General features: G+C 48.0%; 12 protein-coding genes. 6 read left to right on the top strand and 6 right to left on the bottom strand.

From position 1 onward, the window contains the following. Window positions 1-45 precede the first annotated feature (45 nt). The 5 genes from JTI85_RS16925 to JTI85_RS16905 all read right to left on the bottom strand — a co-directional run bounded on the left by JTI85_RS16925 (window position 46) and on the right by JTI85_RS16905 (window position 6827). Window positions 46-681 carry a carbonic anhydrase gene (locus tag JTI85_RS16925; RefSeq protein WP_005122990.1) on the bottom strand — a complete coding sequence of 212 codons (636 nt, stop codon included), beginning with the start codon at window positions 679-681 and terminating at the stop codon, window positions 46-48. A gap of 155 nt (window positions 682-836) precedes the next feature. Next, complete coding sequence (locus JTI85_RS16920) at window positions 837-2009, bottom strand: MalY/PatB family protein (RefSeq protein ID WP_219351784.1); 1173 nt, start codon at window positions 2007-2009, stop codon at window positions 837-839. Window positions 2010-2150: 141 nt separating this feature from the next. Beyond that, on the bottom strand, window positions 2151-3611 hold the full coding sequence (nhaC, locus tag JTI85_RS16915; RefSeq protein WP_219351783.1) for a Na+/H+ antiporter NhaC: 1461 nt from the start codon (window positions 3609-3611) through the stop codon (window positions 2151-2153). 194 nt (window positions 3612-3805) lie between these two features. Next, entirely contained in the window at window positions 3806-4744 is a 939-nt protein-coding gene (gene melR, locus JTI85_RS16910) for a transcriptional regulator MelR (RefSeq protein ID WP_048212965.1), read from the bottom strand. 334 nt (window positions 4745-5078) lie between these two features. Beyond that, window positions 5079-6827, bottom strand: coding sequence for a sigma-54-dependent Fis family transcriptional regulator (locus JTI85_RS16905; RefSeq protein WP_137346407.1), 1749 nt, complete (start codon window positions 6825-6827; stop codon window positions 5079-5081). A 380-nt stretch (window positions 6828-7207) separates the two neighbouring features. On the opposite strand from JTI85_RS16905, the gene dpaL reads away from it, so the two are divergent. The 4 genes from dpaL (at window position 7208) to JTI85_RS16885 (ending at window position 12666) form a co-directional block, all read left to right on the top strand. Beyond that, window positions 7208-8422: a diaminopropionate ammonia-lyase gene (dpaL, locus tag JTI85_RS16900; protein WP_219352594.1), complete on the top strand. Its 1215-nt coding sequence runs from the start codon at window positions 7208-7210 to the stop codon at window positions 8420-8422. Window positions 8423-8455: 33 nt separating this feature from the next. Then, window positions 8456-9640 (top strand): YgeY family selenium metabolism-linked hydrolase, encoded by a 1185-nt coding sequence (locus JTI85_RS16895; protein ID WP_115643005.1) that lies wholly within the window; start codon window positions 8456-8458, stop codon window positions 9638-9640. 68 nt (window positions 9641-9708) lie between these two features. After that, window positions 9709-11301, top strand: a complete 1593-nt coding sequence (locus JTI85_RS16890; protein ID WP_061068407.1) for an amidohydrolase family protein — start codon at window positions 9709-9711, stop codon at window positions 11299-11301. A gap of 78 nt (window positions 11302-11379) precedes the next feature. Next, window positions 11380-12666, top strand: a complete 1287-nt coding sequence (locus JTI85_RS16885; protein ID WP_121584944.1) for an MFS transporter — start codon at window positions 11380-11382, stop codon at window positions 12664-12666. Window positions 12667-13534: 868 nt separating this feature from the next. Here JTI85_RS16885 and JTI85_RS16880 read toward each other — a convergent pair. Next, a complete protein-coding gene (locus JTI85_RS16880) occupies window positions 13535-13993 on the bottom strand; it encodes a GNAT family N-acetyltransferase (RefSeq protein ID WP_048212960.1) in 459 nt (152 codons plus the stop codon). Window positions 13994-14119: 126 nt separating this feature from the next. Here JTI85_RS16880 and JTI85_RS16875 point away from each other — a divergent pair, with 126 nt between their 5' ends. Both JTI85_RS16875 and JTI85_RS16870 read left to right on the top strand, forming a co-directional pair. Then, the gene (locus JTI85_RS16875) at window positions 14120-15589 is read left to right on the top strand and encodes a PLP-dependent aminotransferase family protein (protein WP_219351781.1); all 1470 of its coding nucleotides are present in this window, start codon (window positions 14120-14122) and stop codon (window positions 15587-15589) included. A 228-nt stretch (window positions 15590-15817) separates the two neighbouring features. Continuing rightward, on the top strand, window positions 15818-16543 hold the full coding sequence (locus JTI85_RS16870; protein ID WP_142879403.1) for a GNAT family N-acetyltransferase: 726 nt from the start codon (window positions 15818-15820) through the stop codon (window positions 16541-16543). The last annotated feature ends 115 nt before the right edge of the window (window positions 16544-16658 follow it).

Genomic DNA, 16658 nt, shown 5'->3' with positions numbered 1-16658 from the left:
ATCGTAGTGAGAGGATTGCCAGAGCATCCGTGCTCCAGTGCAGCTTTACTCGAAATGGACGTGTGGATTATCGGCCAGTGAAACGTAAGTCTTGCTGTTCTTATCCAGAGTACGAATTTCTCCGCTTTCGATGTCGTAGACCCAGCCGTGCAGACGAATCGCGTTGTTGCGCAGGCCAACAGCCACGCAAGGATGCGTTTTAATGTTGTTCAACTGGGCAATTACGTTTTCTTCTACCATGGCATTCACTTTATCGATTTCGTTAGCCCAGGTTTTCTTTTCAACCACGGCTTTCGCGGCATCGGCATAGTGCAACCAGTGGGCGACAGCAGGCATCGGATCCAGGGGTTGGCTTTCTGCGATGGCTTTCATCGCGCCGCAGTTGGAGTGACCACAGATAACGATATCAGTCACGCCTAGAGCAACGACCGCGTACTCAATGGTAGCAGACACGCCACCAGGCTCCGGGCCAAAAGACGGTACGATATTACCGGCGTTACGGATAACGAAAAGCTGTCCTGGCTCTTGCTGCGTCACTAACTCTGGCACCAGACGGCTGTCAGAACAGGAGATGAAAAGCGCTTTAGGATTCTGGCTGGATGCCAGGCTGCGGAAGAGTTCCTTACGTTGAGGGAAAATCTCTTTTTGGAAGTTGAGGAAGCCCTCAATGATATGTTGCATAGCAGTGTCTCTTTTCTCTGTTTAAGCAGGTTATGATGAAGATCACACTTTCCAGTTTAACACCAGCCGACAGAAGGGAAAGACTTTATAGCAGTTCGGTCAATATCTTTGGGCAATTTTGCCCTGACGAAGCAGGGCAAGCGTAGCGGCCTGCGTTATGCGTTCAGCCGTTTCTGGTATGCCGCTTTTAGCCTGTTCATCGCCTCTACCAGTACGGCGCGCGGACAGCCAACGTTCAGACGCATGTGCCCCTCTCCGCCTGGACCATATTGTGACCCTGGTGACAGGCCAAGTCTGGCTTCATGGACAAAAAAATCGCTTAGCTGCGTCTCGCTAAGCGCCATTTTTTCGGCATTCAGAAAGAGCAGATAGGATGCGCCACCATAGACAATTGAAATCAACGGACAGTGCATTTCGATTTCATTTCTAACAAATGCCACGTTATCAGCCAGATAAGCCAATAATTCCCGGTGCCAGTCACCGCAATGGGTATAGGCGCTATAAATCGTTGCCTGTTGCAGTGAGTGAGTCTCTGCAAGATAACAGTTATCGAGAAAATGATAGAACCGGTGACGCAGTTCATCATTCTTTATAATGGCTATCCCTCCCTGTATCGCCGCCGTGTTGAAGGTCTTGCTGACAGAGGTCAGTACGATTGACTGACACCCTGCTGCGTCATCAAGGGTAAAAAAGGGCCGGTGTTGCTTACCTAGCAGGGTTAAATCGCTATGCACTTCATCGGAGAGAATGATGACGCCGGCCTGCTGGCAATAGTGACTGATCTTTTCAAGCGTTTCCCGTGACCACACCATTCCACCAGGATTATGTGGCGAGGGAAAAAGAAACATTTTGCACTGTTTAAGTTTCTCGCTGAAATCTTGCCAGTCAAATTCATAGCAACCGTCTTTTTCAATGAGGCGGGTCTGGAGTAAATGTCTGCCGCTGGTTTTCACCAGGTTAGGGTAGGGGTCATATATTGGGGTACAGGTTAATATATTGTCTCCCGTGCGGGTGAGTGCCAGCAAGGACATGACAATGGTTTTTATGACACCGGGAACAAAATGCAGCCAGTGCGATTTAATCTCGGCATCATATTGTTTTGCGTACCACTGGACAACGGATTCTTTCCATTGCGGATAATCCAGGTTATAGCCCTGAACAGGCTGCTCTACTACTGTGCGTAATGTATTCATGATGGGTTCTGGCGTCACAAAATCCATATCCGCAATCCATAGTGGTAATACATCGCTGGTACCGTACATTTGTTGTAATTGTCCGTATTTACGACAATTAACATCCCTTGTGACAATATCATCAAACAAAGACATTGCTAACTCCTGGATGGTCTCTGAAATAAATAATTTAAGCCGCGTGAAATAAACCAGAGATTTTTATGCACACGTCATGTACATATCTGGTTGATATAGTAAAATACCCCTGGTGATAGCTGTCTTTAGCTATTTATCACTTTATGATTCTTGTTCAACTCTATTGGTAGTCAGTTCATTAGACTCATATTTAGCAATGCCAATACCGGTTGCTGCCCACAGCAATGCAAAGATGACGCCGCTGTAACATAGAATTGCCCATGGCAGGTAATCAAGAGTTGTCACGCCCAGCATCGTGGCGCAATAAACACCAGAAGCAGACCATGGAATAATAGGTTCGACAACGGTTCCGGCATCTTCGGTGGTTCGCGAAAGGTTCTTCGCGGCCAGTCCACGTTTTTTGTATTCATCTTTAAAGGCATCGCCGCACAATAACAACGGTAAGGTTCCATTGGCGGTACAGGCGCAGATGGTGAACGTCGTAACAATGGTGGTAGCGACCAGGCGGAATGTTGATTTAACCCCTTTTGTCAGCGCGTTAATAACCGTGTACAGGGAGCCAGTCGCACTCATGGCGCCAGCAAAACTAAAGGCGCTGAAGACGGTCACAAAACTGCTGAACATAGAGATTGCGCCGCCTCGCTCTAATAAGCGCGAGACATCAGATGACAGTGCAGGAATATGGTCTCCGGTAAGCATCGCGAGCTTAAAGCCGCTGACCACGGATTCACCGACCGAAGATGCGCTGAATTGTTGAAAAACCAGAGCCAGAATCATTGATACGATGGTGGACAAAAACAACATCGGGATAGGCGGTTTTTTCGACAGTGAGCCGTACAAAACTATAATCGGTGGTAGCAACAACAGAAGGTTGAACTGATAAATCTGGCCGATAGCGTTCATTAACTGGGTGATATTTTCTGGTGCACTGACAGCGGCATCAATGCCCATTCCCATATAGCTATAAACCACGCAGCAAATAATGAATCCCGGACCGGTAGTCCACAGCAAATGGCCAATATGGGAGTACAGATTTACACCGGCAGCCAGTGCCGCCATATTGGTTGAATCAGAGACCGGCGAGAGTTTATCGCCAAACCAGCAACCTGAAACAATGGCTCCAGCGGCGATGGGCAGAGAGACATTAAGGCCAATGGCGACACCAATCATGGCAATTCCGACGGTACCAATGGAACCCCAAGAGGTGCCGGTACACACTGAGATCAATGCCCCCAGCATAAATGCTGAAATATAAAAATACTGAGGGTTAATCCACTTCAAACCATAATAGATCATCATCGGGATGGTACCTGATACCATCCAGGAACCAATCAAAAACCCGATACTGGCGACAATCAGAATGACTGGCAGTGCTTCTGATATTTTATTGCAAATCGATTGCAGAATATCATCCCATGTATAACCATGAGCAATGGCGATAAATGAAGCGGCTGCCGTTCCCATCAGGATCATAGGTTCGGCACGAATATTGAATATAAAATATCCGATGCTAATCCCGCCCAGCATGATCACCATAGGTAATACTGACCAAAAGAAAGAGAGTTTTTTTCTGTAGTGTGAGGTACAGCTATTTTGTTCCATAATTCCATCCCAATCGTTAACGGTTGAACAAGCCAAAGAAATACCTGCTACAGGCCAATCAATAACGGAGTGGCGTAGTTACGTGAGTTGTTGAACGAACTCTATTTTATTAACTGTTTCAGGCGATCTTTTCTGGCCTGCTATTATGATGTTCATATTTCAGCAGTAAAATAAGAGATAGATTTGATAGTCAATTATCCCTCCGCATAAGGTGGATGATTTCGGCGTTGCTGGCTGAGCTTGCGATACTGCTGAGGCGGCATACCGACGTATTTATGAAATGAGCTATAAAATCGACTGCTGGAGCGAAAACCCGCAATCATCGCGATATCCAGAATGGTTTTATCGGTGTCGCTGAGTAATGCCCGTACATGGTTGATGCGCATCGCCGTAATATATTGTTTCATCGTCAGTTGCATTACGCGATGAAAGATACCCATCGCATAATTAGGATTAAGTTTGACGTGATCGGCAATGGCCTCGACGGTCAGCAATTTGTCACAGTTGGCGGCAATAAATTCCAGCATCTGGCTGACGTAAAATTGTGAATGCCGCGAAATGCTATTCTTCTGGGTTCGTGCAGTTTGGTTTCCCAATACTGTCCGCCAGCCTGAGAGGCTAAACCGCTTGAGCATCAGGGCGATTTCATCAATGGCTAACTGACGAATCTGTTCGTTATCGCTGTTGAGTTCATTTTGCCAACGTTGAACCTCAAAAACGCTAAGCTGCTGGGATGCCGATGAGGTAATCACCCTGCCGTGCGTCACGTGATTAATCAGCTCTCTATCCAGCGGCCAGGACAAAAATAAATGCATGGGCAAGTTGAAGATAGCCATTTGCTTACAGTGCCCGGCATTCGTGAGCTGATGAGGGGTACACGCCCAGAACAGTGTGATAAAGCCTTGTTTGCTCTGTACCACTTCGTCATTGAACAGGTACTCAACATCACCATCAAATGGCACATTCACTTCAACCTGGCCATGCCAGTGACTGTAAGTCATGGCCAGCGGCTCCCGCAACTCGACATCCATACGCTGATACTCTGAATAGAGTGCCAGTGGGCTACGAGTCTTTTTTTCATAGCTGCGACACATATGGGGATCATGCGGCAGCTGCGGAATACTTTTAGCCATTACGGGTTGGTTCCTGAAGAGTGAATTTGACCATGAGGTAGCGCCAAAGCATGCACATAGCTTAACCGAAAAAAATCACCGTTTTCTCTCCATTTTCGCGAAATTATTCCCAAAAACTCAGATCCTGTGCCTGTTGATTGCCGATCTGAGATAGCGGGAATGGCGAGTATTAATTTTAAAAGCGCTCAACCATAAGGGACTTTGCTGTACCTGCGGGATGGCGGCTCTGACGCCCTATCCGGCCTACTAAAGCCTGTAAACCGTAGGCCGATAAGCGAGCATTGATGATCGGCAGTATTGGATAATGCGGATTTTGTCGTTGAGAAGGCGAGGCTCATAAGCCATAGAGTTTTAGTTTTCGGTACAGCGTCGCAATGCTGATCCCCAGTTCTGTCGCGGCTTGTTTCTTACCCTCAACGCTTGAACCAAATCGCTGTATGACGTTTTCAATGGCATCTCTCTCTGCTTGTTTGCCCTGGTGGGCAAGCTGGCGAGGTTGCGCCATCATTGTGCTTTTTCTGCCATCGGCTGCGGTAAGCAGGTAAGGGGGCAGATGGCTGGCGTTGATCCCGGCGGCTTCTCCGCGCATGACAAAAATGTACTCGATGACGTTGCGCAGTTCACGGATGTTGCCCGGCCAGTGCCAGGCATAAAGGCGGTTAATAACATCATCGGGAAGTTTTTGCGGCGGTCGCTGGTAGCTTAGCGAGAATTCATCGGCAAAATATTGTGCCAGGACGGCGATATCCGCCCGGCGTTCACGCAGGGAAGGAAGTACCAGAGGGACCACGTTCAGGCGATAGAAAAGATCTTCACGAAACTGATTATTCTCGACCATCGCGCTGATGTTTTTGTTGGTTGCGGCAATAATCCGCACGTCAATATTGATGGTGTTGTTGGACCCCACACGGGTGATGGCTTTTTCCTGCAGTACCCTGAGCAGCTTGGCCTGCAAATGCAGTGGCATATCGCCAATCTCGTCGAGGAACAGGCTACCCCCATTGGCCAGCTCAAATTTTCCCACACGGCCTTTGGGATCGGCACCGCTGAATGCGCCGCGTACGTAGCCAAACAGTTCGCTTTCCAGGAGTTGTTCAGGGATAGCGGCGCAGTTGATGGTCACGAAAGGGGCGGCTTTACGCGGGCTGCTCTGATGAATAGCAAATGCCACAACTTCTTTACCTGAACCACTTTCCCCGGTGATCAGTACACTGGCATAGCTGTTGGCGATTTTGCTAATGGTACTTCTGAGTTGTTCCATTGAGGGGGAATGGCCAATAAGACGTACCTGTGTGTCAGACTCATAGGGCGAGGGAGCAATCGTGCTCAGATAGTCGTGCGCATCGCGAAAGATAACCATAGTTAATCGGTCGTTATCCAGTGACGAGAGCGAGATTTGTTTACACAGCACATGGTGTTTTTGCCCTTCAAGTGTCAGCCATGCTTCCTCATCGCCATACAAACTGTCTCCGGTCGTTTCAATGGTCAGAGGTAATCCCTGAACTTCACGGTTAAGTATGCGATCTGCTGAATGGTTGGCATGCCAGATGCGGCCCTTGCCATCGATGGCCACAACGCCGCGATCCATTGCATCAATCAGACGGCGAAAGGCACCGAGCGTCTCCTGCGCGCGTAAGCGTTCCAGGCATTCAAAGACCTTACTGGAGATCATGACGGCAATTTGCTCTATAAACGTGACAAATTTATCGATCTGGCTAAGCAAAGTGTCACGCTGTGTTTGCGTTGAGCAAATAATGCCGATCACCCCAATGACGCGGTTATTGAGAAAAATAGGGGCGTTCAAATCCAGCATTTCAGAGCAGTAATGGTGTTTTTCACACAGTTGACATAGAGGATGTTCACCGGGGTTTTTGATCAAAACCGTCTCACGGACCTGCAAAACATGCCGATAGATATAACCATTTTTTGCCACGTTCTCATTGAGCATATGTCGGTATTTACCGGTGCCAGCAATGCGCATTAAAGATTCATCAATGATTTCTACATCAGTCCCGGTAATGCCGGAAATAGCGTCGGCATAATTGCATATATCATCCTGGATATTGCTCAGTACTGAAATCATGATACTTCTCCGGTAAGGTGTCTCATTTCTCAAGGAAAATGATAAATAGGCGAACCATTGCAAAATTGATTTGCGAAAAATCAATCTAGCGTATTGTTTTTGGATGTTTTTTTAATTTTATCCTTCGTGATCACACTATTTATCATTTATGAGAATTTATCAAAACCAGGCGATAAACTAATGACGGCTGTTTTTACCTTGCTACCATTAAAAGTTGATTAATTTATTGAAATAAAAGAATTTATTAAATTATTTCTAGTTTTTTCCTCATTTTCTAAAAAACTGGTAAGCATTTTGCTTTTATGGATTACCGATAGCGTAAATAACTCTGTATTACACCGATTACAGGGAATGAATTACCAGGATAATGAGGTTTTATGATGCAGCAAAACTTATCATTTTTTATCAACCAGACGCCGTTTACCGAGCACCCTAACGCACCTCTGGCCCCCTTTAGTCGCCAGGAACTGGTAAAAGCGTTGAATTTTCATCGGTCTATTCCGGGATACGCTCCAACACCGCTGTATACGTTGCCGGCACTTTCACAAAAACTGGGCGTAAAAAATATTTACCTCAAAGATGAGTCTCAACGTTTTGGCCTGAAAGCGTTCAAAGCGCTGGGCGGCGCCTACGCGATGGCATGCCATATCGCGGAATTAGTGGGGAAGGATATCAGTGAATTGCCGTTTGATGTCATGACCAGTGAAGCAGTACGCCATGACCTGAAGACCGTGACGTTTGCCACCACCACCGATGGTAACCACGGGCGCGGGGTGGCGTGGATGGCGCGCCAGCTAAAGCAAAATGCGGTGGTTTACATGCCGAAAGGATCTTCACAGCAGCGGCTGGCATCTATCCGCAATGAAGGCGCTACCGCTGAAATCGTGGATATGAACTATGACGATGCCGTGCGTATGACCGCGGATCAGGCGCAAAAGTATGGCTGGATCGTTGTGCAGGACACGGCCTGGGAAGGGTACGAAAAGATCCCGCAGTGGATTATGCAGGGCTACGGCACGCTGATGCTGGAAGCGATTGATCAACTCCATCAGGTCGCCCCGACGCATGTTTTCGTTCAGGCCGGTGTGGGTTCATTTGCGGGAATGGTGCAGGGTATGGTGACGGCCGCATGGGGCGAAAATAGTCCGAAAGTGATCGTCGCCGAAGCGTTAATTGCCGACTGTCTCTACCGTTCAGCCCGTGCAAAAGAGGGGGATGCTGTTGCGGTAGGCGGCGATTTACAGACCGTGATGGCGGGTCTGGCCTGTGGTGAGGCAAACAGCATTGGCTGGAAGTTACTGCGTGATTATGCCACCGCATTTGCTTCCTGCCCTGATGAAGTCGCGGCGCTGGGCATGCGTATGTTGGGCAACCCGCTGGCGGGCGACCCACAAATTATTTCAGGCGAGTCTGGGGCCGTCACGACAGGTCTTCTGGCGCTGTTGATGACCTCCCCGGATTTGGCCCAAACCCGTGAGCAACTGGGTCTGGATGAGCATTCCCGCGTATTGCTGATAAGTACTGAAGGTGATACCGACCCGCAACAATATTTGGATATTGTCTGGGGTGGTCAGTACCCGCGCATCAATAAATAATTTCCTGATTGAGAGTATTAACGGAGAAACCCCATGTTATCTGCAACCCGTATTGAAGAAGTTATTAAAAATTGCCAGGCGCTGATCCAGCAAAAAAGTTATTCAGGTCAGGAAGGGGACGTGGTAAATGCCATAAAAATAATGATGCAGCATTACCAGTTCGACGACATCCATGTTGATAAATACGGCAATATCGTTGGCGGTATTGTGGGAAATCAGCCGGGGAAAACGCTGGTTCTGGATGGTCATATTGATACTGTGCCGGTGAACGAAGAGAAGTGGACCCGCAACCCGTACGGCGGTGATATTGACGATGGCAAAATTTATGGCCGTGGCACCACCGATATGAAAGGTGCTGTTGCTGCGATGATCTCTGCCGTAGGTTTTTTCGGCCAGGATACTCAGCGTAATTTCGCCGGGAAAATTTACGTCGCCTGTATCGTTCATGAAGAGTGTTTTGAAGGCATTGCCGCTCGTCTGGTCAGTGAGCGCTATCAGCCTGATTACGTCATTATTGGCGAAGCTTCTGAACTGAATCTGAAAATCGGCCAGCGTGGTCGTGCTGAAATTGTGGTTGAAACCTTTGGTAAACCTGCCCACTCCGCCAACCCGCAGGCAGGAATTAACGCGGTGTACAAAATGGCGCAGTTGATCGACAAAATTCGCACCATCACTCCGCCAACCCACCCGGTTCTTGGCCCCGGTATCCTGGAACTGACAGACATTAAATCGTCGCCGTATCCTGGCGCATCAGTGGTGCCGGATTACTGCCGCGCCACTTACGATCGCCGCTTGCTGGTGGGCGAAACCAAAGAAAGTGTTATTGCGCCACTGGAAAATGCACTTGCGGAGCTAACCGCCCAGGACCCGCAGTTCAAAGCCCGCGTCTCTTACGCGGTTGGCAAGGAGTCTTGCTATACCGGAGCCACCATTGAGGGTGAGCGTTTCTTCCCTGGCTGGGTTTATGACGAGTCTGACGAGTTCGTGCAGGCAGCGTTGGCGGGTGTTCGCGAGGCTGGCTTTAATCCAACCATTACGCAGTACTCATTTTGTACCAACGGCAGCCACTACGCGGGGGAAGCGGGGATCAAAACCATCGGGTTTGGGCCGTCGCGTGAAAACCTGGCGCATACCATCGACGAGTATATCGAGATTGATCAGTTGACCGGATCGGCCCGCGGCTATTACAGCATCATCCAGACACTCTATCGCCGTTAAAAAATAAAGATAAATACCTCTTACCTTACAGGTGGTGCTGCTACGCGGCACCGCAATGGAGAATAACGATGAAAACCATTTTTAAAAACGGAAATGTGATTGATGGAACGGGTAATCCAGGCCGAATTGCCGATGTAATGGTTGATGAAGGGCATATTGTCGAAATTGGTCAAATTGATGTTGGCGTCAATGAACAGGTTATTGATGCAACAGGGAAAATTATTTGCCCGGGCTTTATTGATACTCACACACACTCTGATCTGTCAGCCATTATTAATCCTGCGCTGTCAGCGAAAATCCGCCAGGGGATTACTACCGAGTTGCTGGGGCAGGATGGCGTAGCGCTGGCACCATTGCCGGAGGAATATATTCCGGCATGGCGTAAAAATATTGCTGGACTGGACGGCGACACCGACAAAATTGACTGGAAATATAAAAACACGGACGGTTATCTCAACCTGTTGGCATCCCGACATCCGGCGACAAACCTGGCATATCTGGTGCCACACGGTAACGTACGCATGGAAGCGATGGGCCTGGATGGACGCCCTTCCACGCGTGAAGATGTGGCGAAGATGTGTGAAGTCCTTGAACGTGAGCTAAAAGCCGGCGCGTTTGGTCTTTCAACTGGGCTTATCTATATGCCGTGTGCTTTTGGTGATACCGCTGAAATGATTGAGTTGTGCAAGGTCACAGCGAAATATGACGGGATCTTTGTGGTACACCAGCGCAGTGAGGCTGACGATATCATCAGTTCAACGCAGGAACTGATCGATATCGCTAAAGCCACCGGTGTCTGGTTGCATATTTCACATATGAAAGTCTGTGGGAAGAAAAACTGGGGGCTGATTGACCAGATGTTGGGCATGCTGGAGCAGGCCCAGGAAGAGGGGATCCGTATCTCTTACGATCAGTATCCGTACGTGGCGGGAAGCACCATGCTCGGCGTGATCCTGCCTCCGTGGGTCCACTCTGGCGGGACGGACAAATTACTTGAGCGTCTGGCCTCGCCTGAATTGCGCGCCAAAATGATAGAGGATATCCAGCAGGGCATTCCTGGCTGGGATAACTTCATTGATTTTGCAGGCCTGGATCAGATTTTTGTCACCAGCGTCAAGACAGAGAAAAATCAGGATGCTGTTGGTCTGAACCTTGTTCAACTGGGGGAGTTGCGCGGTAAAGATCCGTACAACGCTACCTTCGATCTGTTGTTTGAAGAAGAAAACGCCGTTGGCATGGTCGACTTTTACGGCACTGAAGAACACGTCATTAAGTTTCTCTGCCGGCCGGAACAGAACGTGTGCACTGACGGACTGATGGGCGCGGGTAAACCACACCCACGTGTGTTTGGCGCCTTCCCGCGCGTGCTGGGTAAATACGTGCGTGAAGAAGGATGCCTGAGCTGGGAAGCGGCAATCCGCAAGATGACAGGCAAACCCGCTGAGGTGTTGGGTCTGCAGGATCGCGGACTGCTGAAGGTAGGGTATGCGGCGGATATTGTGATGTTCGATCCCAAGACTATTGCGGATAAGGGGACATTTGTTGAACCTAATCAGTATCCGGAAGGGATTGAAATCGTGATGGTTAATGGACGCATAGCCTTAATTAATGGCACGGAAAGTTATGCCTGTAGCGGTACTGTTATCAGAAAACAATATTAATAAATAACGCTAAACACGCATGGATCTATCGCGACCATTTATGGCCGCGGTAGATCACTACACCCCAAGGACATCACAATGAACCTACAAACATCTTTACCTTCAGGTAAACCTAAGACCTGGAAAGCAAGATATACCGTCCTGACATTAATCTGGCTGGCATGGCTACTCTCGTTCCTCGACAGAATGGTCATGAGCGTTTCGTTGCCTTATATCGGCAAAGATTTAAATCTTGATACAACTCAACAAGGTTTAATTATTAGCGCCTTTTTCATTGGTTACGCCGCGTTCCAAATCCCCGGTGGTTTACTGGCGGATAAGTTTGGCTCACGTAAAATTATGGCTATTGGTATTGCCTGGTGGTCAGTTTTCACCAGCTTAACCGGTGCGGTATTAACGCTGCCGTTGATGCTGGCTGTTCGCTTCTTCTTCGGTATTGGCGAAGGGTGCTTCCCATCAGCTTCCTGGAAAATGATTTCCACCTATTTCCCTTCGAAAGAACGCGGTCGAGCTACAGCAATTCAGTCAACGGTAAATACCTTAGGCCCCGCACTGGCGGTGGTGGTCGCTGCAAGTATTATCGGGGCGTTTGGCTGGCACATGGTCTTTATTGTGCTGGGGATCCCGGGCCTGTTTATTGCTGCGGGTATCTACTTATTCACACGTGACAACCCGAAAGATCACCCTGCGATTACGCAACAGGATCTGGCCGATTTAGCCGCTGACGATCAGGGCGGGCTGCAAAATACGAGCGCTATCGCGTTTAAAGACGTGCTCAGGATGCCGGTGCTCTGGCAGATGGCCAGTATCTGGTTCTTGTTTGATATCACCTTCTGGGGGTTTTCAACCTGGTTGCCAAGCTACCTGATTACCGTGCGTGAATTCTCACTGGCGAAGACAGGGGTGATGGCGGCAATTCCGTTCCTGTTTGGCGCGGGTGGGACATTAATCGGCGGATATTGCTCAGATAAATTCAAACCGATGCGCAAGACGTTGTATGTCGTGACGTCGGTTATTGCGGCGGGCTTCCTGTATCTGACCTTCAGCGTCAGCAGCGCGGATATGGCGGTGGTTTATCAGTGTATCTCTGCGCTGTTTATGTTTTTTGCCATGGCGACATTTTGGGGCATTTTAATGGATACCATCCCCAGCAATATCATGGGGCGGGCTTCCGGTATTGTTAACTTTGGCGGTCAGATGGCGGGGGTGGTTTCTGCGCCGATTATTGGCTGGCTTATCCAAAGCAGCGGCGGAAGTTACAACAGTGCATTTATCTTTATGATCGCCGCCCTGTTATGTTCCGCTGTGGTGACGTTGACCGTAAAAGGTTCGCATGCCGTAGGTGCAATACCCAGTAAAGCCTGATTAGTGTCAAACGCCTGTGGTTCTGCTGTTCCAGAGCCACAGGATTTACAGTTATGCTGTTAAATTAAACCTTTAATCGCTCTCTCTAAGAAAAACAATAGTAGTTTTTTTAAACTGCAAAAATAAGATGTCTTACTTTTTATTTCTCCCGGGTCGGGATAGGTGCGTATAACATTGTTATTAGGGTAACAATTTGTATAGGCGTCAAGGTGATTTAAAACTCTGGCTATTTTATATATCTCTTTGGTGGATGAACTACATTTAGAACAATTGCATTGTCACTCGATATTTTTAGGGTTAATTATTAATAATAAAACAGGAGACTATGACAAAGCCAGGGCTGCGTAAGTTGCTATTCCGGCACCCTGTTTTTCTCCTTTATGTGTGAAAGTAACGCGTTAATGTTGGGAAAACATCCCGCCTGGTTACACTATTATTTCACTACCCAACTCCTCAAACATCTCCAGATCGCCAGTTAGCCAAATTGATATCACCCAAAAGTATGAGAAAGTATATTTACTGATATATTATCTCATGCCGCACCGATGCAACCCGGCGGCTTGTTTAGAGGCCGCTCCGACAATATAGAGATGCAAAACAAGTGTAGGGACATTTTATGTGAAAATAAAACTCATGAGCAGTAAGACATATGCAACATGTTGAAAATTAATGTTGGTTTATTGATGGGAAGTTTAAAATATATGAATATGTCACTTTTTAGCGTAGCGGGTATTTGGTCTCAGCAATCTGATGATTTCGGATTCTGCGGCTTTGCGAAACAGAGCCGCAGACGATGTGTTGAAAAATGAAGGTACAGTACGGGGGGATGTTTACATAGAACTACCCGATTAAATGGGGATTATTTATTTTACATACGGTACTCGATCATCCCACTCTTGCTGGCAACCCAGTCATAAAGGCGCTGACCGCGGAGGTTTGTTTCATGTGTGTGCCAGTATAATCTTGCAGCATGGCGCTTGCGGGCGTGTTTTTGAACATACTCGATAAGCTGCTTGCCGATGTGTTTGCCCCGGGTTTCTTCACTAACAAATAAGTCCTCCAGATAGCAATAATCAGACTCCGCCCAGGTTGAGCGATGAAAGAGATAATGTACCAGACCGACAATTTTACCGTCAGATTTTGCGACAGCGCAGAAAACAGGCTCCACAGGATTGAGAAAACGCCCCCAGGTTAATTGTGTGACCTTGTCTGAAATTTCAGTACGATAAAAAATCTGGTAATTTATCCAAAGCGGTAGCCAGCCCGCGTAGTCTTGCTGGGTGACGGGTTCGATAGTAATCGGCGCAGTTGTGTTTTGGTTACTCATAGGTCTCCTGATAATTTTAGTCAGAGTGGTTTTCTATGGCGGTTATCCTAAATATTGCGTAAGCCACCGCAAAGAGACACTTTGCAAATATTTCCAGGATCCACTTTTAACGTAAGAGTGAGTGCAATGAAAAAAAATAGTGCACCTTTATTTCAGGAGCTTTTTTTAGAGCAAGGCGTTATTAAGGAACAGGTGTACCATGCGCTACGCAACGCAATCGTAGAAGGCCGTTTGCCGCCAGGGACAAAGATACCCTCAACCCGGGGACTGTCCGAGATGATGTCAATTTCACGGAACTCGGTAATTGCGGGTTATGACCGGCTGTTAGACGAAGGGTATATTCAGACGCGCAAAGGCGCTGGAACCTTTGTCACGCCAAGTCTTCCTGACCGCAGCATCAGCGGTCTTTATCCTGAATTACAGCAAGGAGATGAACTGCCTGTTGATGGGCAGCTAAATGCGGATATCGTATCCGTTCGTGGTTTATGGTCTGGCGATGTTGAAGGGCGTGAAATGAACCGTCTGTTTGCCGTCGGTGTGGGCTGTACCGATCTCTTTCCTCATTCATTATGGGGCAAGTTACTGGGACGAGTCTGGAGACAATCCCGGCATCAACTCGGCTCTCATACCAGCCCCTGCGGTTTTTATCCCTTACGGAAAGCAATTTGTCACTACGTGAAAACAACGCGAGGGGTTAACTGTAGTGAAGATCAGATAATTATCGTAAACGGTATTCAGCAGGCGTTAAATATTACTGCCCGGGCGTTGCTTACAAAAGGAAATGACGTTTGGCTGGACGACCCTGGTTATAAAGGTGCGCGTGGGGTATTTATGTCAACAGGGGCAATTGTGAGACCTGTGCCGGTGGATAACGAAGGAATGAATGTTCAATACGGCATTGATCATTTCTCTCATGCGAAACTGGCCTATGTTGTTCCTTCCGATCAGTACCCGCTTAGCGGGACACTCAGTTTATCCCGACGACTTGAGCTACTGGAATGGGCTCGGGTTAACCGGGCATGGATATTTGAAGATGATTACAATAGTGAGTTTCGTTATGCCGCACGCTCTTTGCAAGCCTTGCAGGGATTAGATCAGCATCAGCGGGTAATATATTCAGGGACATTTTCAAAAATGATGTACCCAGAATTTCGTTTAGGTTTTTTAGTTGTTCCGCCAGGATTAAAAGAACAGTTTATCGTGACAAAATATTTTTCCGATATTGGCTCCAGTTATCTTGAGCAGGCGGTACTGGCGAGTTTTATTGAAGAAGGACATTACGCCAGCCATGTACGACGGGTTCGTAAGGCATGCTACGAGAGGCGAACGGCGTTGGTCAATGCTATTCAATGCTATCTTGCCGATAAAATGACCGTTCAGCCTTCTGATTCTGGGGTGCATATTGTCTGCTGGTTGCATGCCGGGTTGACCGGAGATGAGGTCGAACTGAAAGCCAGAATGCTGGGGTTGGGGATTCAATCATTGAGTCATTATTATCATGGGGATATCTCCCGGCAGGGGATTTTGATCGGTTTTGCGAATCATCCACCAGAGGTTATTGTTGAGGGTATTCGTCGTCTTGCCCATGCCATGTAGCGTCGCTTTGATGCTGATAGCGATGGCACGTAATAATGTCAGTATTTCTTATTTCCACAACAGTGGCATGACCGGCATTTTTTAATTGCGGATAAGCAATACGGTGCTGATGTTCGGTATAGCATCGTCATGTGGATCTGTTAAAAACATCCATTGTGGTTCTTTTTACCCTGTCAGTTGTCTCTTACTCTGCAGTCATTTGACACTCTATTATGAGAGGTAAATAGCATGTCATCCACATTTAATGAATTCCAGCAACCCGTTGGTTTAGCGTTACCTGACTGGCAAGGTGCGCGATTTCCTACGGCTCAGCACATCACCGGTCGTTATTGCAAACTTGAGCGTATTAACGTCGAACGCCACGCAAAGACGCTTTATGACGCCTATTGCGATACGCCTGACTCTCGCGACTGGACCTATCTCGCGACAGGGCCATTCACGACCTTTGATTCTTTCTTAAGCTATTTAACGAAGATTGCGGCGCAGACCGACCCCATGCATTTTGCTGTAATCGATTTGGCCAGCATGCAGGCTGTCGGCACACTGGCACTTATGCGCATTGATGCATCGAATGGCGTAATAGAAGTGGGTTGGGTGACCTATTCATCACGCATGAAACGTTCGCGGGTTTCAACGGAGGTCATGTCGCTGCTGTTAGACTATGTTTTTGAGGGGCTGGGGTATCGCCGCGTTGAATGGAAATGCGATGCGCTTAATGTGCCTTCTCGTGCGGCAGCAACACGCTTTGGTTTTACCTTTGAAGGCATATTCCGGCAGGCCGTTGTTGTGCACCAGCGTAATCGGGACACCGCGTGGTATTCGATCATTGATAGTGAATACCCAGCGCTACGCGAAGCGTTCACTCTGTGGCTTGATGAGGGTAATTTTGATAGCAAAGGACAACAGATTAAGCGCCTGGCAACGTTGATAAACAATGAAAGCACGACGGCATAGGTGCCAATTTTCTCTGGATTTGGCTGGATGTTCTCGGTCTGTAACGGGCACAAAAAAGCCCGCAGGGCTTGCGCCGTGCGGGCTCTTAGGACTTCATCGGATGACTCTGGAATCA

It is taken from the genome of Citrobacter sp. Colony219 (assembly GCF_019382635.1).
GTDB lineage: Bacteria > Pseudomonadota > Gammaproteobacteria > Enterobacterales > Enterobacteriaceae > Citrobacter > Citrobacter youngae.
The sequence above is the reverse complement of the archived record's forward strand: the minus strand, read 5'-3'. Positions and strand labels throughout refer to the sequence as shown.